Raw genomic sequence first — 19695 nt, 5'->3', positions numbered from 1 at the left:
GGTTTGAAATTGTGTTATAATAATTAAGCTGTTCCAAAGACAGCAGGTATTGTATAACGGGTTTTCCCACCTGCCGAGGAAAGAGCCAGACTTAAGATATTTCTGTGCCTTTCTCCGGAAAAAGGGGTAAGGCACTTTTTTTGTGCCAATTTTCAAGGAGGTGAAATGTTATGCCAAGTCAGAAGGTTTTGGAGGCAAAGAAGCAAGTAGTTGCTGACCTTACCGATAGAATCAAGAACTCTGTTGCAGGTGTTATCGTTGATTATCACGGTATCTCTGTTGCAGACGACACAAAGCTTCGTAAAGAACTTCGTGAGGCAGGCGTACATTATACTGTTATTAAGAACACACTTATTAAGTTCGCTGCTGATAATGCAGGTCTTTCAGGTCTTGATGATGTACTTAATGGTACAACTGCTATCGCAACAAGCGAAACTGATTATGTAGCTGCTGCAAGAATTCTTGCTAAGTATGCTGATTCACACGAGAAGTTCGCTATCAAATCAGGCTATCTCGATGGCGAGGTTATCAGCCTCGATAAGATTAATAGCCTTGCTAAGCTTCCTTCAAGAGAAGTATTGCTCGCAAATGTTCTTGGTGCGTTCAACGCTCCTATCGCATCATTTGCTCGTGCTGTCCAGGCTATTGTTGATAAGGACGGCGAACCTGCTGAAGCTGTTGAAGCTCCTGCAGAGGCTTAATTTATTTTAAAATTACATTTTTCGGAGGTAAATATCATGGCATCAGAAAAGGTTACTGCTATTGTTGAAGAATTAAAGGGTCTTACAGTTCTCGAGCTTTCAGAGCTTGTACACGCTGTTGAAGATGAGTTCGGTGTTTCCGCAGCTGCTGCAGTTGTTGCAGGTCCTGCTGCTGAGGCAGGTGCTGCTGCAGAAGAGAAGACAGAGTTTGATGTTGTTCTTAAGGCTGCTGGCGCTGAGAAGATTAAGGTTATCAAGGTTGTTCGTGAAATCACAGGTCTTGGTCTTAAGGAAGCAAAGGCTATCGTTGACGAAGCTCCTAAGACACTTAAAGAAGCTATTTCTAAGGACGATGCTGAAGCTATCAAGACTAAGCTTTCAGAGGTTGGAGCAGAAGTCGAGATTAAGTAATTTGGCTCTTGCCGGATAATTTAATTTTTCGATTTTCTATGCGGATTGAGCCGATTTGTCACGGCTTGTCCTGCTGACACCATAAGGAGGTGCATACAATGGCAAAGTGTGATGTATGCGGAAAGGGAGTTACCTTTGGTATTAAGGTTTCTCACTCACACAGAAGATCTAACAGAGCTTGGAAGCCAAATATTGTCAAGGTTAAGGCAGTTGTTAATGGCAGTCCTAAGCGTATAAATGCCTGCACCCGTTGTCTGCGTTCGGGAAAGGTTACAAGAGCTGTCTAATGCTCTAACGATAGAAAAAGGCTTCCTTCGGGAAGTCTTTTTTCGTTAAGGGTTTTGTCCCTTTAGAAAGTATTTGTAGGAGTGGATAAAAATGGCTTTGCTTTCGGTTAATTCGCTTGATATGGGTTTTGGCGAAGATGACCTCTTTTTGAATATGTCTTTCGAGATTCAACCTGGTGACCGCATTGGTCTTATCGGCGTAAACGGAAGCGGAAAGACAACCCTTTTTAAACTTCTTGTCGGAGATTATAAGCCCAATAAAGGCACAATAAGTCTTGGCAAGGGTACAACTATCGGCTATATGGAGCAGCATGTCTGCCGAAATCTCGACCGTTCAGCATATAATGAGGTTGTGTCTGTATTTTCACACCTTTCTGATATTGAGATGGAGCTTGATACTCTTAATGCCCAAATCAGTGCTGGAATTGGCGATACAAATAAGCTTGTTGAAAGACAAGCAATGCTTCACGATGAGTTTACCCGAGATGGCGGTCTTACATATCGAAGTAGGGCAAGGTCTGCTTTGCTTGGACTTGGTTTTGATGATAGCCGTATGAGTTTGCCGGTTGGCTCACTCAGTGGTGGTCAAAGAGCAAAGCTTCAGCTTGCTAAATTGCTTTTATGTGGTGCAAAGCTTTTATTGCTCGATGAACCTACTAACCATCTTGATGTTCAAGCGGTGGAATGGCTTGAAGAATATTTGCTCAATTCAAATAGTTCTTATATAGTTATTTCGCATGATAGATATTTTCTTGATAGGGTTACGAATAAAACCTTCGACCTTGAGCATAAAAGACTGACAATGTATAAGGGTAACTATTCAACTTATCTGCCACAAAAACAAGAGCGAGAGCTTACAAAACAGCGTGAGTATGATAATACTATGCGTGAAATTCATAGGTTAGAGGGCATTATCGAACAGCAAAAGCGTTGGAACAGAGAAAAGAATATCAAAACCGCTGAGAGCAAGCAAAAGGTTATTGACAGACTTCAAAAAAATCTCGAAAAGCCAGAAAATGCTCCTGGTGAAATTAACTTCACGCTCTCTGCGAATGAAAGAAGTGGTGATGATGTTCTTTTGGTTGAAAACCTTGCAGTTGGTTTTGATGGCAACACTATTTTCGAGAATGTCAATATGGATATAAAGCGTGGAGAGCGTGTATTCCTGATTGGACCTAATGGTTGTGGAAAAACTTCTTTACTTAAAACGCTTATGAAACTTTATGAGGCACAGAGTGGTAGGATTACGCTTGGTGAAGGTGTTAAAATCGGCTACTATGACCAGATTCAGCAGAATATTGATAGCAATAAAACTATCTTTGATGAGATTTCGGACAAGTACCCAGCTATGACCAATACTGAAATACGCAATACTCTTGCAAGGTTTATGTTCAAGGGTGAAGATGTATTTAAGTATGTTTCTGATTTAAGTGGTGGCGAGAGGGCAAGGGTTCTTCTTACAGAGCTTATGCTTTCTGGTGCAAACTTTCTATTGCTTGATGAACCTACAAACCACCTTGATATAAGCTCTTGCGAAGCTTTGCAGACTGCCCTTATGAATTACGAGGGTACACTTCTTGCGGTTTCTCACGATAGATATTTGATAAATTCACTTGCAGATAGGATTTACTATCTGACAGATAGAGGCGTAGAGGAATTTCGTGGTAGTTATGATGAGTTTATGGAGAAAACTCATAAAGACGAAGTTATTCAAAAGCCAAAGCAAAAACAAGAAAGTGAAAATAAGCTTGATTATAAAAATAAAAAAGAGCGAGATGCTCAAAGACGCAAGGCAAAAGCTGATTTAAATAGGCTTGAGGCAAAAATTACAGAAATAGAGGAGAGTATTTCTGAATTTGAGGAACAGCTTCAAGCACCTGAAACAGCGAGTGATTATGAGCTTGCAACAAAGCTTTCAGAAGAGCTTCAAGCAAAGAATGATGAGCTTGAGCAATATATGGATAAATGGGCTAAGCTTTCCGAAATTGTTGAATCGGCTGAATCCTGAAATTCTTTAACTGTATTTAAAAATATAATCGTTTTTAATCATCAATTCAAAGAGATTGTATGAAAAAAATGTAGACAAATTTCAGAATTAAGGTTGACCGAATCAAAAAATACTGCTATTATAATATGAGCAGAGCGAATTTCTGCAAATAAATTTTTTCGGCATATTGCTGTATTATAAATTTTTATTTGGGGGTAATTAAAATGTATTGTACAGATATTTTTCTGCCAAATCTTGAAGATGTAAAAAACTTTGTGGATATGACATCTAAGTATAAGTCCTTGCCAATTAACCTTGTGTCAGATAAATATGTTATAGATGCTCACTCTATAATTGGTATAATCAGTCTTGATATTACTAAGCCAATTGCACTAAAGATTGATTCTGAAGATGTTCCTCAGTCATTTTTAGTTGATATTGAGCCATATATCTATAAAAACGCTTAAAACAAAGATACTTCTCCGTATCGTAGTTGCGATACGGAGTTTTTTTATGTATAAGGTAATTTTAAATATTTGATATTACACATAAATTATTATTAAACTGTTAATTTTATAAAATGTGTTGAGTAAATTTTTATAATATGATACTATATTATAAGATATTTAAATAATTAAAAAGGTGAATCTTTTAATGTTAGCTAAGATTATTACTCTCGGCTGCAAGGTTAATCAATATGAGTCTGAGGCTATGATGAGAAACCTTAATGCTGCGGGATTTAAAACTGCAGAAGAAAACCAAAATGCAGATATTATTATTGTTAATTCTTGTGCTGTTACAAGTGTGAGCGAGCATAAGGCACAAAAAATGGTTCGCAGAGCAAGACGAGAAAATGAAAACGCTGTTATTGTTCTTACAGGTTGTGTTCCGCAGGCATTTCCTGATATTGGTGATAAATATCCAGAGGTTGATATTATCCTTGGAAATAAATGCCGTGCAGCTTTAGTCCCTGCAATAGAACAATATCTGAAAAATCATATGCGTCTTATAATGATAGATAAATATGAAAAGAATGATAAATACGAGGAACTTTCTGTTCCGTCATATCAGAAAAGAACTCGTGCATTTATAAAGATAGAGGACGGCTGTAACCGTTTTTGCTCATATTGTATTATTCCATATGCAAGAGGCAGAGTTCGTTCAAGAGAACTTGACGATATAAAAAATGAAGTCACCTCTCTTGCAAAATCAGGCTATTCTGAAATAGTTCTTGTTGGAATAAATCTTTCGTGCTATGGAACTGATATAGGCTTAGAGCTTTGTGACGCCGTTGACGCTGTGTGCGAGGTTGACGGAATAGAGCGAGTAAGACTTGGCTCCTTAGAGCCTGAGCTGATGAGTATAGAAGTGCTTAACCGTCTTAATAAACAAGCGAAATTCTGTCCGCAATTCCACCTTTCATTGCAAAGTGGTTGTGATGAAACCTTAAAGCGTATGAACAGAAAGTATACAACGGAGGAGTATGCAAAGATTGTCGATAATATAAGGTCAATCTTTGATAATTCGTCTATTACAACAGATATTATGACGGGTTTTCCAGGAGAAACCGAAGAGGAATTCGAGAAATCCTGCAAGTTCGCAGAGAAAATAGCCTTTGCAAAGGCACATATATTTCCATATTCACGCAGAGAGGGAACTGTTGCGGATAAAGCCCCGAACCAAGTTCCTAATGAACTCAAAAAAGAGCGTGCTAATATAATGATTGATATAACCGAGAAAACACGCCAAGCTTTTATGAAATCTCAAATTGGACTTATTCAAGAAGTTCTGCTTGAAACACGCACAAAAGATGGTATGCTCGAGGGTTATACTAAGAATTATACACCTGTTTTAATTGAGGGTGATAAGGATATGTGTGGAAAAATAGTTAAAGCTAAGTTAGAAAAGGTAGATGGCGAATATTGTATAGCCTCAATTATATGACAGAGATTAACGGAGGGCTTTTATGAAGATAGATAAAGCTATAAAGCAAGAGTCGATATATCTGTTGATTGGTGTTGTAATTCTTAGTGCAATAATGGAAGCTGTATTCTTAATATGCGGTGCATTTGATTATACTGTAATTTTAGGAAATATTCTTGGCGGTGGCATTGCAGTGTTTAATTTCTTCCTTATGGGAATAACACTACAAAAATCTCTTACTGATACTGAAATTAAAACTGCAGAGAATAGAATGAAAATGTCACAGTCATTTAGGTTTCTTATGCTAATTATTGTTGCAGTAATAGGTGGAGCTTTACCTTGCTTTAACATTGTTGCAGTGGTAATACCGTTTTTCTTTCCAAGAGTTGTTATGACAATTCGAGGCTTGAAAATAAAGGATTCTCCAAAGGCAAATACTGAAACATCTTCAGAATCCGAAAAGGCTACTACACCATCTGATAAAGAGGGAGGTGATAGCAAATGAAAAAGAGTGCAAAAGCGGTAATAATTGATATTCTGCTTATTGCGATGATGATACTTCCGCTGGCGGCTTGTATTGTTCTTAAAATTCTATTTTCACCAGCGACAGAGGGAATAACTGTAACAGGTGCAATAATTTATTTCACTATTCCAATGCCGATAATGGATTTGCCGATAACAGAATCACAGGTGAATTCTTGGGCAGTTATACTTACTATTCTTGCGATATGTCTGTTTTTGACACGCAGATTGAATATTAAATCTGTTTCAAAAAGACAATTTTTAGCAGAACTTATCGTAGAAAAAGCAGAAAATCTTGTCAGGAGCAATATGGGTGAACGCTTTATGGGTTTTGCACCATTTATTGCAGCAATTCTTGGTTTGTCGGCGTTATCAAGTTTATCAAGCCTTTTGGGCTTATATCCACCTACATCAGATATAAATATAGTTGCCGGTTGGGCGATATTAGTATTTATTCTTATTACACACTATAAGCTAAAGGGTGGACTTGGAAATTACCTAAAAGGATATACAGAGCCTATTGCAGTTTTCACACCGATAAATATTATCAGTGAGGTTGCAACGCCTGTTTCTATGACATTCCGTCATTTTGGAAATGTGCTTTCAGGTTCAGTTATATCAGTATTGGTTGCAGCCGCTTTGCAAGGCTTGACATCTTTGCTTTTAGGCTGGCTGCCTGGATTATTAGGAGATATACCTTTCTTGCAGATAGGTATACCTGCTGTATTGTCTTTATATTTTGATATATTCAGCGGTTGTTTACAGGCATTTATCTTCTCAATGTTGACAATGCTTTATATAGCAAACGGTTTTCCAGAGGAAGCCTACGAAAAAAGGCGATTGAAAAAACACAGAGCGTAATTTCTTGATATAGTTTCAAGAAATTATTGAAAAGTTTAAAAAATTATTGTTGATATTAAAATTATCAGGAGGATTATTTAAAATGGAACTTGCTATTGGTATTATTCTTGGTTGTTGTGCACTTGGTGCGGGCATTGCAATGATTGCTGGTATCGGACCTGGTATCGGTGAAGGTTATGCAGTTGGACAGGCTTGTGAGGCTATTGGCCGTCAGCCTGAGTGTAAGGGTTCAGTTACATCTACAATGCTTATGGGTTGTGCTATCGCAGAATCTACAGGTATTTATGCCCTTGTTATAGCTATTCTCCTTATTTTTGTAGCACCAAGCTTCCTTGTTGGTGTTCTTCAAGGTGCTGTTGCTTAATTATTAATACAGCCCGAAAAGGGGGAATTAAATTTGATACAAACTCTTGATGTTATTTCTATAAACATCTGGCATATAATCATTTCACTGCTTAACTTGCTTATACTTTTCCTTATTTTGAAAAAGTTGCTCTTTAAGCCTGTTAAAAAGATGTTCGCAGAGCGTCAGGCTAAAGTTGATAATATCTATGATAAAGCAAACGAGGCAAACGAACAGGCTCAGGCTAATAAGCAAGCATATGAAGAAAAGCTTTCTCATTCTAAAGAAGAGGCTACAAATATTCTTCGTAATGCAAGAGAAATGGCAGAGCAATCAAGTAATGAAATTTTGCAAGAGGCTCATAATAAAGCTGATTTAGCTGTCAAAAAGGCTAATGCAGAGATTGCCAGCGAGAGAAAGAAAGCTATTAACGAAATTAAGAACGAAATATCCGAAATATCCATTGATATTGCAGAACATGTTGTTGGTCGAGAGATTGACGAAAAAGACCATACTGAGCTTATCAATGACTTTATAGAGAATATAGGTGACTGATATGTACGATGTTTCCACTGAATATGGCAGAGCGATTTTTGAGCTTGCTCTTGAGGAAAATAAAGATAAGCTCTATCTTGAACAGCTCAGAGAGATAAATAAACTTCTTGAAGAAAATCCAGAATTTATTCATCTTCTTTGTTCCTTGAATATTCCATTAAGCGAAAGATTACAGGTAATTGATGAAGTATTTGAGAATAGGGCAGAGGAATATATTTGTTCCTTTATGAAGCTTATTACCGAGAGAGGATATGCTGCTCAGATTCCTGAATGTATAAAGGCATTTGAAAAGCTATACTATAAAGAGCATAAAATCACTATCGCATATGTAAAGAGTGCGGTTGCCCTTACTGATGGGCAGAAGTCCGCACTCATCAAAAAATTGCAGGTATACAGCGGAAAAAATGTCGAGCTTGACTGCACTGTTGAGCCAAAGCTTATTGGCGGAATAAGTGTAAGAATAGATGGCAAGCTTCTTGAGGGAAGTATAAAGCATAAAATCGACACAATCCGTTCTAATCTGCAAAAGGCAACATTATAAAACGGGAGAGGTGGACTATGAATCTACACCCTGAGGAAATCAGCGGTATAATTAAATCGCAGATTAAGCATTATAAAGATAAAATAGACCAAGCAGAAGTTGGAACTGTTGTTATGGTAGGTGACGGCATCGCAAAGGCATACGGACTTGAGAACTGTATGTCTAATGAACTTCTTGAATTTGAGGGCGGAGAATTTGGAATTGCACAGAACCTTGAGGAAAATTCAGTTTCTATTGCACTTCTTTCTAATACCTCAGAGATTAAAGAGGGAGATATTGTCAGACGAACACGCAAGGTTGTAAATGTTCCTGTTGGCGAAGCAATGCTTGGCAGAGTTGTTAATGCTTTGGGAGAACCTATTGACGGCAAGGGAGCTATTTTCTGCAATGAAACTCGTCCGATAGAATCCGAAGCACCTGGAATAATCAAGCGTAAAAGCGTTAAAGTTCCGCTCCAGACAGGTATTAAGGCTATTGATAGTATGATTCCTATTGGCAGAGGTCAGCGTGAGCTTATCATCGGCGATAGACAGACAGGAAAAACTTCTATTGCAGTAGATGCAATCATAAATCAAAAATCAACAGGTGTTCTTTGTGTTTATGTTGCAATCGGTCAGAAAAATTCTACTGTTGCACAAATCACAGAAACACTCCGTACAGCAGGAGCATTAGATTATACAGTAATCGTATCTGCATCAGCGTCAGAAACAGCACCTTTGCAGTATATTTCACCATATACAGGCTGTGCTATTGCAGAATATTTTATGGCACAGGGTAAAGATGTTCTTATCGTATATGACGATTTATCTAAACACGCTGTTGCATATCGTGCATTATCATTGCTTATCAGAAGACCACCAGGTCGAGAGGCATATCCAGGTGATGTTTTCTATCTTCATTCAAGATTGCTTGAAAGAGCTGCAAGAGTTTCTGATGAATATGGCGGAGGCAGTATAACTGCACTTCCGATTATCGAAACTCAGGCCGGAGATGTTTCTGCATATATTCCAACTAATGTTATATCTATCACTGACGGACAGATTTTCCTTGAGAGTGAGCTTTTCCATGCAGGCATTATGCCAGCAGTAAACCCTGGTATATCTGTTTCTCGTGTTGGAGGTAATGCTCAGGTTAAGGCTATGAAAAAGGTCGCAGGTACACTAAAGCTTCTTTATTCACAGTATCGTGAACTTCAGAACTTCTCGCAGTTTGGTTCAGACCTTGATGCAGATACCAAGGCAAGACTTGCACAGGGCGAAAGAATTGTTGAAATTCTGAAACAGGATAAAAACACACCGGTTGCTGTTGGCTGTCAGGTAGCGATTATATATGCGGCTGTTCATAACCTTATGAAAGACATAGAGCTTGAAAATATCAGGGAATATGAAAAAGAGCTTTATTCTCATATGACCTTAGAGCATAGAAAGCTTATGAAACGCTTTGCTGATGGATATTATGAGGAAAGCGACCAAAAAGAGCTTGATGAGGCTGTCAGAAGCTTTACTGAAAGATTTGTCGGCTTGCATAGCTAAGGAGGTTGAAAAGCTTTGGGTGCTAATATTAAAGCAATAAAAACCCGTATAAAAAGCATAGATTCAACTATGCATCTTACTAAGGCTATGCAGCTTGTTGCCTCATCTAAGATGAAGAGTGCAACAGAAGCTATGGAACAGAGCCGCTGCTATCTTGATGCACTTATGGCAACAGTTTCTAACCTCATCTCTAATGAAACAAAAAACTCAGAATTTATCAAACCTCGTGAGGTCAAAAAAACCTGTCTTATTGTAATAGCAGGTGATAGGGGACTTGCAGGTGGTTATAATGGCAATATCTATAAAAAGACTGATGCAGTAGCTGAAGGAAAATCTGTCTGTATCTTGCCGATAGGAAAGCGTACTGTTGAGCATATGATTGCTCATAAATATGAAATCCTTTCGGATAAGTATATCAGCACAGAAAAGCTTACTCTTTCAGATTGTGCAGAGCTTGGCAGAGATATTACAGAACGCTTTAAAAATGGAGAATTTGATAAGGTTGAGCTTATTTCTACGAAGTATGTTTCAATGCTGGCTCAGGTTCCACAGAAAACACAGCTTTTGCCTATTCCGCAATCAGAAGATAAAAAAGCTGATGGATATATTATGTTTGAACCAGATAGTATTACGGTTCTTAATTCAATTATTCCAAGCTATATTTCGGGTATGGTCTATGCGTCTACAAGAGAAAGCTTCACAAGTGAGCTTTCAGCGAGAAGAAACGCTATGGATAGTGCAACGAAAAATGCAGAAGACATGATGGACAAGCTGAGTATAGAATACAATCGTGCAAGACAAAGCACAATTACTCAGGAAATTACCGAAATTGTTGCGGGTGCAGAGGCATAATGCAACATACGGAGAGCGAGGTAAATTTACTTGGCAAATGAAAAAAATATCGGAAAAATAATACAGGTTATAGGACCTGTTGTTGATGTTCGCTTTGATGAGGGAAAGCTTCCTAAAATCCTTAATGCACTTGATATTCAAAATGGAGATAAGAAGGTAGTTGTTGAGGTTTTTCAGCATATAGGAAACAATGACGCTCGTTGTATAGCTATGAGCAGTACCGATGGACTTGTCAGAGGTATGGACGCTGTTGATACTGGCAGAGCGATAAATGTTCCAGTTGGAAAAGAAACTCTCGGAAGAATATTTAATGTTCTTGGTGAACCTATTGATGAACTTCCAGCTCCTAAGGATTGTGAGCATTGGGATATTCATCGTGACCCGCCAAGCTATGAGGAACAATCCTCAACAACAGAAATTCTCGAAACAGGTATAAAGGTTGTTGACCTTATCTGCCCATACGCAAAGGGTGGAAAGATAGGCTTATTTGGTGGTGCTGGTGTTGGTAAGACAGTTCTCATTATGGAGCTTATCAACAATATTGCAAAAGAGCATGGCGGTATATCAGTTTTTACGGGTGTAGGTGAGAGAACCCGTGAAGGTAACGACCTTTATAACGAGATGAAAGAATCTGGCGTTATAAATAAGACAGCACTTGTTTATGGTCAAATGAACGAACCACCTGGAGCAAGAATGAGAGTAGGACTTTCAGGCTTGACAATGGCAGAATATTTTCGTGATAAAGAGGGACAAGATGTTCTTTTATTTATAGATAATATATTTAGATTTACTCAAGCAGGTAGTGAGGTTTCCGCACTTTTGGGAAGAATGCCATCAGCTGTTGGTTATCAGCCAACACTTGCAACAGAAATGGGTGCTTTGCAAGAGAGAATTACTTCTACAAACCACGGTTCTATTACATCAGTTCAGGCTGTTTATGTTCCTGCCGATGACCTTACGGACCCTGCACCTGCAACGACATTTGCACACCTTGATGCAACTACGGTTTTGAGCAGAAATATTGCTTCTCAGGGTATTTACCCAGCGGTTGACCCGCTTGAGTCAACAAGTCGTATACTTACACCTGATGTTGTTGGCAAGGAGCATTACAGAGTTGCGAGAGCGGTTCAACAGATACTTCAAAGATATAATGAGCTTCAGGATATTATCGCAATTATGGGTATTGATGAGCTTAGCGAAGAAGATAAGCTGACTGTATCAAGAGCAAGAAAGGTACAGCGTTTCCTTTCACAGTCATTCTCAGTTGCAGAACAGTTTACAGGCTTGCCCGGAAAATATGTTCCACTTAAAGAAACAATCAGAGGCTTTGCAGAAATTATTGACGGCAAGCATGATGATTTGCCAGAATCGGCGTTCCTTTTTGTCGGAACAATAGACGAGGCTATTGAGAAAGCTAAGAAGGGGAGCGAGTGATGAAAAAATATCATCTTCGTATAACGACTCCTGCAGGAAATATTTTTGATGGAGATGCAGTTCGTCTTTCAGTACGAGGTGTAATGGGTGACCTTGCGATTATGGCAGGGCATATACCTTTTGTTACCGCTTTAGAGGACGGAGAAATTAAGATATATCTAAGCGATATCGAGATTAAGAGAATAACTTGTAGTGGAGGAGTTTTAACAGTATCTAAGGATATGGTTCAGGTTCTTGCATCAACAGCAAGTTATTCTCAAGATGTATGATTTTATAAATAATTAATATTTTATATGGAAACCCCAGTAACAGAGCTATTTTTAAGTTCTATTGCTGGGGTTTAGTTTATAAATTAAAATACTGTTATTATTAAGACGCTCGATAAAAAGCTGTCTTTACAATCACTTTTGCTTGTAAAGGCTCTTAGATATAGAAAAACTTTCTATAAGGAGTATGGCTGATCAAGTCTTTCAGTTTTTTTAAATATATTATTTTATTAGCAAATATATTAGATATTTCTCTTACAAGATTAATTATAGAAATCTCATAGGTGTTATAGATTTGAAAATAAAAGGTGAAATATTTTTATTGAAATTTTATGAAAAATATTGACATTGAAGTATATTATGCGTTATAATTCCAATTAGAAGAATTGCTGAATAAGTTTGAACTTTGTTACATACTTTTATTAGTTAATTACAACTTATTGGCAATTTAAAATATTTTATAATAAATACTTAAATAATGGAGGTATACTTACAATGGCACGATTTACTTTACCAAGAGATTTATATCATGGAAAGGGTTCTCTCGAAGAACTTAAATCATTAACAGGAAAGAGAGCTATCGTTGTTGTCGGTGGTGGCTCTATGAAGCGTAACGGTTTCCTTGATAAAGCAGTTGATTACCTTAAAGAAGCAGGTATGGAGGTTCAGCTTTTTGAAAATGTTGAGCCAGACCCAAGTGTTGATACAGTTATGCGTGGTGCAAAGGCTATGGCAGAATTTAAGCCTGATTGGATTGTTGCAATGGGCGGCGGTTCTCCTATTGATGCAGCAAAAGCTATGTGGGTATTTTATGAATATCCAGACACAAGCTTTGAGAATTTGATTACACCATTTAGTTTCCCAACACTTCGTACAAAGGCTAAATTCTGTGCTATTCCATCTACTTCAGGCACAGCAACAGAGGTTACTGCTTTTAGTGTTATTACAGACTATGAAAAGGGTATTAAGTATCCGCTTGCTGATTTCAATATCACACCTGATGTTGCGATTGTTGACCCTGCACTTGCAGAAACAATGCCTCAGAAGCTTACAGCTCATACAGGTATGGACGCTATGACACACGCAATCGAGGCTTATGTTTCAACCTTGCATTGCGATTATACAGACCCTCTTGCACTTCATGCAATTAAGCTTATTCATAATAACCTCAAAAAGTCTTATGATGGCGATATGATAGCAAGAGATACTATGCACAACGCACAATGTCTTGCAGGTATGGCTTTCTCTAATGCACTTCTCGGTATAGTTCACTCTATGGCTCATAAGACAGGTGCAGCTTTCTCAGGTGGTCATATCATTCATGGTTGTGCAAACGCTATGTATCTTCCTAAGGTTATTAAATATAACTCAAAGAATGAAGAAGCTGCTGAACGTTATGCAGAAATCGCAAGATTTATCGACCTCAAGGGTGAAACAACAGAAGAACTTGTCGATGCACTTATCGCAGAACTTCGTTCAATGAATGACCAGCTTAATATTCCACAGGCTATCAAGAATTATGGTCCTGGTGGTGTTAAGGCTGATGAAAGCATTATTGATGAAAAAGAATTTATGGATAAGCTTCCAGAAACAGCAAAAAATGCTATCGCAGATGCTTGCACAGGTTCTAACCCAAGAATTCCTACACAGGAAGAAATGGAAAAGCTCCTTGTTGCAGTATATTATGATAAGGATATAGATTTCTAATAATCTATATTAAGCTGAAAATTTTATTTTTATATGCGTACAGGGTATTTTCGCCTTGTACGCATTGCTATGCGGTGACTTATTATAGGTTCTCAACATTCTTTTGACAAGCAGATTATTTTGTTGTATAATGTAAAAGTTACTTTAATTATTTGAAAGGATGAAATAAAATGTTTAAAATAGTCGAAAAGCAGCACTTAAATCCGACTGTTGCAAAAATGGTCGTTTCTGCTCCGCTTATCGCAAAAAAGGCTGAACCTGGTCAGTTTATCATCTTCCGTACAAAGGAAGACAGCGAGCGTGTTCCTCTTACTATTGCTGATTATGATAGAGAAGCAGGCACTATTACAATTATTTATCAGATTGTTGGTGCGTCTACTATGGAGCTTGATACTCTTGAGGCTGGAGATTATATCCACGATTTCGTAGGCCCTCTTGGAATTCCAAGCCATACTGATGGACTTAAAAAGGTTGCTGTTGTAGGCGGTGGTGTAGGCTGTGCGATTGCTTTTCCTATTGCTAAGAAGCTTCATCATCTTGGCTGTGAGGTTCACAGCATAGTAGGTTTCCGTAATAAAGACCTTGTTATTCTTGAGGACGAATTCAAGCAAAATAGTGATAAGCTTTGCATGATGACAGATGACGGAAGCTATGGCACAAAGGGACTTGTAACAAACGCTCTTGAGGAGCTTATCAAAGAGGGTAACCAGTATGATGAGGTTATCGCTATTGGTCCATTAATAATGATGAAATTCGTTTGCCAGCTTACTAAGAAATATGATATAAAAACAGTTGTAAGTATGAACCCAATTATGGTTGATGGAACAGGTATGTGTGGTGGCTGCCGTTTAACTGTTGGTGGAGAAACAAAGTTTGCTTGTGTTGATGGTCCAGACTTTGACGGTCATCTTGTAGACTTTGATGAGGCTATGAAGCGTGGCACGATGTATAAAGAGTTCGAGGCACACCAGCGTGAGGCTTCATGCAACTTATTCAAAAAGGAGGTCAAATAATATGGCAGTCAAGAGAAATATGAGTCCTAACAAATGTCCTATGCCTGTTCAGGACCCAGAAGTAAGAAGAAATAACTTTGAAGAGGTTGCTCTCGGCTATACATATGAAATGGCAGTAGAAGAGGCAAAGCGTTGTCTTAATTGCCCTAAGAAGCCTTGCAGAAGTGCTTGCCCTGTTGCTATTGATATTCCTGCATTTATTGAGAGAGTTGCTAATGAAGATATGGAGGGTGCTTTTGAGATTCTTTCCGCTTCAAGTGCATTGCCAGCTGTTTGTGGTCGTGTTTGCCCACAGGAGAACCAGTGCGAAGGTAAGTGTGTAAGAGGCATCAAGGGTGAGAGTGTTGGTATCGGTCGTCTTGAAAGATTTGTTGCTGACTATCATCGTGAACACGCTACTGCTACTCCAAAGGTTCCAGAGCAGAACGGCCATAAGGTTGCTATCATTGGTGCAGGCCCAAGTGGACTTACAGCTGCAGGTGACCTTGCAAAGCTTGGATATAAGGTTACTGTTTATGAAGCACTCCATGTAGCAGGTGGTGTTCTTAGCTACGGTATTCCACAGTTCAGACTTCCTAAGGAAATCGTTCAGAAAGAAATTGATAATCTCAAGGCTATCGGTGTAGATATAGAAACAAATATGGTCATTGGTAAGGTTCTTACTATTGATGAGCTTTTCGAGATGGGCAATGAGGCTGTTTATATTGCAAGTGGTGCAGGACTTCCACGCTTTATGAATATTCCAGGTGAGAGCCTTAATGGAGTTTATTCTGCAAATGAATTCCTTACAAGAATTAACCTTATGAAAGCTTATAAGGAAGGTTCCAAGACACCTATCAAGCATTCTAAGAATGTTGCTGTTGTTGGTGGCGGTAATGTTGCTATGGACGCAGCAAGAAGTGCAAAAAGACTTGGTGCAGAGAATGTTTATATAGTATATCGCCGTAGTATGAATGAACTTCCTGCAAGAAAAGAAGAGGTTGAGCACGCTGAGGAAGAGGGCATCATTTTCAAGACACTTACAAACCCTGTTGAAGTTATCGGTGATGAAAACGGCAATGTATGCGGTATGAAGTGTGTAGAGATGGAGCTTGGTGAGCCTGATGAGAGCGGTCGTCGTCGTCCTGTCGTTAAAGAGGGTAGCGAGCTTACTCTTGATATAGACACAATGATTATGTCTATCGGTACAAGTCCTAACCCACTTATCAGAAGCACAACACCTGGTCTTGATACAAACAAGCATGGCTGTATCATTACAGATGGCGAAGATGGTCTTACAACTCGTGAGGGCGTTTATGCTGGTGGTGACGCAGTTACAGGTGCGGCTACTGTTATTCTTGCTATGGGTGCAGGTAAGAGTGCTGCTAAGGCTATTGATGAATACATCAAAAATAAAAACGCTTAATTGTTTTTGAATAATGCTTTGCTATAAGGTATCTTAGCAAAGATTTGTGACTTAATATAGGAACGCTCAAAATTCAGTATTTGAATTTTGAGTGTTTCTTTTTAGGTTGAAATTGGCTGGTAATTATGCTATAATGACAACAATCGTTAAAAAAGAGGTTGATTTTTATGATGGATAATTATAGTGAACAGATTGTCAAGAAAAGAGTAAATCCTGCTAAGTTTACTTTTCTTATACTGTATTTTGTCTTTGCGTTTATATTTATACTTCTGACAGTATATCTTTCACAATTTTTTGATTGGATGATTCCAGTAGCTTTGCTTATTATCGGCTTTGGCTGTTATGGCGGTTGGTATCTTTGGTCACACAAAGGTATTGAGTATGAATATATCGTAGTTCAGGGCGAAATGACTGTCGATAAAATTATCGGTATGAAAAAGCGTAAGAGAATGTTAAAATTTGATGTCAAAAGCGTTGATATGCTTGGAAAACTAAGTGAAAAGCCAGCTGATTTTGACGAAAAGCAATTTAAGGATTGTGTATATCATGCCACTGACTATACCGAGAGTGAGAATACTTATTATGCAGCTTTGCATGATATTTATTCAAAGAAGCATTGCCTGTTATACTTTGCTCCAAATGAGAAAACTCTCGAAACTATGAAACCTTTCCTTAAGAGAGAGCTTAAGGTCAAGATTTTTGGTAAATAATAAATTTAGCCGTCCGAATATCTGGACGGCTTTTTTGTAAGGAGATGTTGATTTATGAAAGTTTTATCCGCACAACAGATGAGAGATTTAGAGCAAGCTGCTGTTGATAATGGGGCAACTTATATCAAGCTTATGGAAAAAGCCGGTACAGCCGCCGCAGAGGCACTAATTAAATATGGTGCAGAGAGTAAGAAGGTTGTCATAATTTGTGGTAAAGGCAATAATGGCGGTGACGGCTATGTTATAGGCAGAGTTTTAAAAAAATATAGCTGTAAGGTTGATATAATTAGGCTTGGAGAACCAAGAACAACCGATTCCAAGCTTAATGCAGAAAAAGCTATCAAACTTGATATAGCTATGGTAAATTTTCCAGAAGATAAAGAAACTGCTTTTGAACTTATCAAAAATGCAGACTATATTGTTGATGCAGTTTATGGTATAGGATTTCGTGGAGCTTTAGATGAGAATACCGCAGAGATTGCAAAGTTTGTCAATACTTCTAAAGCTTTTGTAATGGCAGTTGATATTCCAAGTGGTGTAGGCTGTGATGACGGTTCAGTAAAAGGAGAATGTTTCAAGGCAAATCTGACTGTTACATTTACAACATTAAAGCCAGCACATATTTTATATCCATCAATGGATTATTGTGGAAAAACAGAGGTAGCAAGTGTTGGAATTTCAGATGAACTGATAAATTTATCTGAATATATTATGCAGACAACAGATGAATTTCTCGGAGAAAAACTCTTACCTGAGCGTAAAATATCATCAAATAAAGGTACTTTTGGAACCTTGCTTGCTGTTGTAGGAAGCTATGGTATGGCGGGAGCAGCTATTATGTGCGGAAAAGCTGCACAAAGAAGTGGTGCAGGCTTGGTGAATATTGCTTTGCCTAAGTCGATTTATCCAATAGTTGCAGGAAAGCTTATAGAAGCTGTTTTCACCCCCTTGGCAGAAAAAAACGGCATTTCATCTGCTGAAGACTGTAATAAGCTTGTTTCTCTTGCAAATAAATCTAATGCAGTTGTTCTTGGCTGTGGTATGGGGCATAATGAAGATACCGAAAAGATAGTCTGTGAAATACTTACAAATTGTAAAAAGCCAATTATTCTTGATGCAGATGGAATAAATTCAATTGTTCCGCATATACATTTATTAAAGAAAGCCAAAGCCCCGGTTATACTTACACCTCACCCAGGAGAAATGGCAAGACTTCTTGGTTGTACAGTTGCCGAGGTTCAGCAAAATCGAGCTGAAATTGCTTTGAATTTTGCCAAGGAGCATAATGTAAGCTTAGTTCTTAAAGGTGCAAATACACTTATATCTGATGGCAATATTTTGCTTGTAAACAGAACAGGAAACGCAGGAATGGCACGAGGCGGAAGTGGCGATGTGCTTGCAGGAATGATAGGTTCGCTTGCTGCACAGGGAATTAATCCGTTCAGAGCTGCTGTTTGCGGAGTATATGCACATGGGTTGGCAGGGGATAGGACAGCGAAAAGGCTTTCAGAAACAACAATGCTTCCTACTGATATGATTGAGGATATTAGCTTCTGAAACTGAGGGTGATGTTATTGCGTAGAGTATTTAAAATAACATTTACTATTGCTGTGGCAATAGTACTTATATTTTCAATAAGTTCTTGCACAGAAAAAGTACCGAAAATACCTGAGCTTGTTACAGGCTTTTCGGGTAATGCTGATGTAGAGCTTGGCGAAACAAAGCTTAAATGCAATATTTCGCATACTGAAAAAGGTGTGTCCTCGATTATTATATCAAGCCCCGAAAACCTAAAGGGTATGTCTTTTAAAAATCTTGGCGGTACATACGCAATATCATATAATGAGCTTATCTGTGAAACAGAGAAATCATATTTACCAAGTTCTTGTTTTGCACAGGCTATGACTAATGTTCTTGATAAAGCCTCTGAAGAAAATGGTGCAATATATCAGAAATCAGAAGATAATAATGCAATATTTACAGGCGCAAGTAAATCAGGCAATTTTACAATTTATGCTGATAGCAAAACTGGAATAATTAAAAAAATAGAAATTCCTGAAATAAATTTTACAGCTAACCTTACAGATACTAAGGCTATATAATTATATAAAAATGGCACAGTTCGCTTATTTGAAGTGAACTGTGCCATTTTATAATTGTATATTTACTGAATCTTAATGGCAGGAATCCTCACCATGTTCATCGTGTTCCTCAATTTTACCAACGATTGGCTCTGGGTCAATACCCTGTCTGCGGTAATAATCACTTAGAGCTGCTTTAATAGCCTGTTCAGCAAGAACTGAGCAGTGAACTTTAACTGGAGGTAAACCATCAAGAGCTTCCATAACAGCCTTATTTGTAAGCTTGAGAGCATCATCTATTGATTTGCCCTTAATAAGCTCTGTTGCCATAGAGCTTGTTGCAATAGCTGCTCCACAGCCAAAAGTCTTAAAGCTGACATCAACAATAATGTTGTTTTCAACCTTAATATACATCTTCATTATATCTCCACAGCGTGAGTTTCCGACTTCACCAATTCCGTTTGCGTCAGGAAGTTCACCGACATTTCTTGGGTTTGCAAAGTGGTCCATAACCTTTTCACTGTATGCCATTTATATTCAACCTTTCTATATATAAATCTTAAA

Annotated in this window: 22 protein-coding genes and 1 other annotated feature; of the genes, 21 read left to right on the top strand and 1 reads right to left on the bottom strand. The window is 38.1% G+C overall.

Annotation, left to right across the window (positions count from 1 at the left end; genetic code table 11):
• Window positions 1–15: 15 nt before the first annotated feature.
• Window positions 16–150: a sequence feature (ribosomal protein L10 leader region), on the top strand.
• A gap of 20 nt (window positions 151–170) precedes the next feature.
• The 21 genes from rplJ to C9914_RS09355 all read left to right on the top strand — a co-directional run bounded on the left by rplJ (window position 171) and on the right by C9914_RS09355 (window position 19152).
• Window positions 171–701: a 50S ribosomal protein L10 gene (gene rplJ / locus C9914_RS09455; RefSeq protein ID WP_022264746.1), complete on the top strand. Its 531-nt coding sequence runs from the start codon at window positions 171–173 to the stop codon at window positions 699–701.
• 36 nt (window positions 702–737) lie between these two features.
• Entirely contained in the window at window positions 738–1112 is a 375-nt protein-coding gene (rplL, locus tag C9914_RS09450; RefSeq protein WP_106765019.1) for a 50S ribosomal protein L7/L12, read from the top strand.
• Window positions 1113–1210: 98 nt separating this feature from the next.
• Complete coding sequence (gene rpmB / locus C9914_RS09445; protein WP_022264744.1) at window positions 1211–1399, top strand: 50S ribosomal protein L28; 189 nt, start codon at window positions 1211–1213, stop codon at window positions 1397–1399.
• Window positions 1400–1490: 91 nt separating this feature from the next.
• Window positions 1491–3407, top strand: a complete 1917-nt coding sequence (locus C9914_RS09440) for an ABC-F family ATP-binding cassette domain-containing protein (RefSeq protein ID WP_106765018.1) — start codon at window positions 1491–1493, stop codon at window positions 3405–3407.
• Between the two features lie 203 nt (window positions 3408–3610).
• Entirely contained in the window at window positions 3611–3853 is a 243-nt protein-coding gene (locus C9914_RS09435; RefSeq protein ID WP_022264742.1) for an HPr family phosphocarrier protein, read from the top strand.
• 187 nt (window positions 3854–4040) lie between these two features.
• The gene (gene mtaB / locus C9914_RS09430) at window positions 4041–5330 is read left to right on the top strand and encodes a tRNA (N(6)-L-threonylcarbamoyladenosine(37)-C(2))-methylthiotransferase MtaB (protein WP_106765016.1); all 1290 of its coding nucleotides are present in this window, start codon (window positions 4041–4043) and stop codon (window positions 5328–5330) included.
• A gap of 22 nt (window positions 5331–5352) precedes the next feature.
• Window positions 5353–5814: an ATP synthase subunit I gene (locus tag C9914_RS09425; protein ID WP_106765014.1), complete on the top strand. Its 462-nt coding sequence runs from the start codon at window positions 5353–5355 to the stop codon at window positions 5812–5814.
• Complete coding sequence (locus C9914_RS09420; protein WP_022264739.1) at window positions 5811–6692, top strand: F0F1 ATP synthase subunit A; 882 nt, start codon at window positions 5811–5813, stop codon at window positions 6690–6692. Before C9914_RS09425 ends, C9914_RS09420 begins: the two co-directional genes overlap by 4 nt.
• 82 nt (window positions 6693–6774) lie before the next feature.
• Window positions 6775–7056, top strand: a complete 282-nt coding sequence (gene atpE / locus C9914_RS09415) for an ATP synthase F0 subunit C (RefSeq protein WP_106765013.1) — start codon at window positions 6775–6777, stop codon at window positions 7054–7056.
• 33 nt (window positions 7057–7089) lie between these two features.
• Window positions 7090–7590: a F0F1 ATP synthase subunit B gene (atpF, locus tag C9914_RS09410; RefSeq protein ID WP_022264737.1), complete on the top strand. Its 501-nt coding sequence runs from the start codon at window positions 7090–7092 to the stop codon at window positions 7588–7590.
• A gap of 1 nt (window position 7591) precedes the next feature.
• On the top strand, window positions 7592–8131 hold the full coding sequence (atpH, locus tag C9914_RS09405; RefSeq protein ID WP_106765009.1) for an ATP synthase F1 subunit delta: 540 nt from the start codon (window positions 7592–7594) through the stop codon (window positions 8129–8131).
• 17 nt (window positions 8132–8148) lie between these two features.
• A complete protein-coding gene (gene atpA, locus C9914_RS09400; protein WP_022264735.1) occupies window positions 8149–9663 on the top strand; it encodes a F0F1 ATP synthase subunit alpha in 1515 nt (504 codons plus the stop codon).
• Between the two features lie 15 nt (window positions 9664–9678).
• Window positions 9679–10515: an ATP synthase F1 subunit gamma gene (atpG, locus tag C9914_RS09395; RefSeq protein WP_022264734.1), complete on the top strand. Its 837-nt coding sequence runs from the start codon at window positions 9679–9681 to the stop codon at window positions 10513–10515.
• A gap of 30 nt (window positions 10516–10545) precedes the next feature.
• Window positions 10546–11949 carry a F0F1 ATP synthase subunit beta gene (atpD, locus tag C9914_RS09390; RefSeq protein ID WP_106765008.1) on the top strand — a complete coding sequence of 468 codons (1404 nt, stop codon included), beginning with the start codon at window positions 10546–10548 and terminating at the stop codon, window positions 11947–11949.
• A complete protein-coding gene (locus tag C9914_RS09385; protein WP_106765006.1) occupies window positions 11949–12218 on the top strand; it encodes a hypothetical protein in 270 nt (89 codons plus the stop codon). The genes atpD and C9914_RS09385 overlap by 1 nt, the downstream gene beginning before the upstream one ends.
• A 492-nt stretch (window positions 12219–12710) precedes the next feature.
• Entirely contained in the window at window positions 12711–13922 is a 1212-nt protein-coding gene (locus C9914_RS09380; RefSeq protein WP_106765004.1) for an iron-containing alcohol dehydrogenase, read from the top strand.
• Between the two features lie 170 nt (window positions 13923–14092).
• On the top strand, window positions 14093–14935 hold the full coding sequence (locus C9914_RS09375; RefSeq protein ID WP_022264730.1) for a sulfide/dihydroorotate dehydrogenase-like FAD/NAD-binding protein: 843 nt from the start codon (window positions 14093–14095) through the stop codon (window positions 14933–14935).
• 1 nt (window position 14936) lies between these two features.
• Window positions 14937–16340: an NADPH-dependent glutamate synthase gene (gene gltA, locus C9914_RS09370; protein ID WP_022264729.1), complete on the top strand. Its 1404-nt coding sequence runs from the start codon at window positions 14937–14939 to the stop codon at window positions 16338–16340.
• Window positions 16341–16507: 167 nt separating this feature from the next.
• Window positions 16508–17050 (top strand): DUF6106 family protein, encoded by a 543-nt coding sequence (locus tag C9914_RS09365; protein ID WP_022264728.1) that lies wholly within the window; start codon window positions 16508–16510, stop codon window positions 17048–17050.
• Between the two features lie 54 nt (window positions 17051–17104).
• A complete protein-coding gene (locus C9914_RS09360; protein WP_106765002.1) occupies window positions 17105–18607 on the top strand; it encodes an NAD(P)H-hydrate dehydratase in 1503 nt (500 codons plus the stop codon).
• A 17-nt stretch (window positions 18608–18624) separates the two neighbouring features.
• Window positions 18625–19152: a hypothetical protein gene (locus C9914_RS09355; RefSeq protein ID WP_106765000.1), complete on the top strand. Its 528-nt coding sequence runs from the start codon at window positions 18625–18627 to the stop codon at window positions 19150–19152.
• Window positions 19153–19224: 72 nt separating this feature from the next.
• Here C9914_RS09355 and nifU read toward each other — a convergent pair whose 3' ends face one another.
• A complete protein-coding gene (gene nifU / locus C9914_RS09350) occupies window positions 19225–19662 on the bottom strand; it encodes a Fe-S cluster assembly scaffold protein NifU (RefSeq protein WP_106764999.1) in 438 nt (145 codons plus the stop codon).
• Window positions 19663–19695 lie beyond the last annotated feature (33 nt).

This window comes from Pseudoruminococcus massiliensis (assembly GCF_900291955.1).
In the GTDB taxonomy this organism is placed as follows: Bacteria; Bacillota; Clostridia; order Oscillospirales; family Acutalibacteraceae; genus Pseudoruminococcus; species Pseudoruminococcus massiliensis.
The sequence above is the reverse complement of the archived record's forward strand: the minus strand, read 5'-3'. Positions and strand labels throughout refer to the sequence as shown.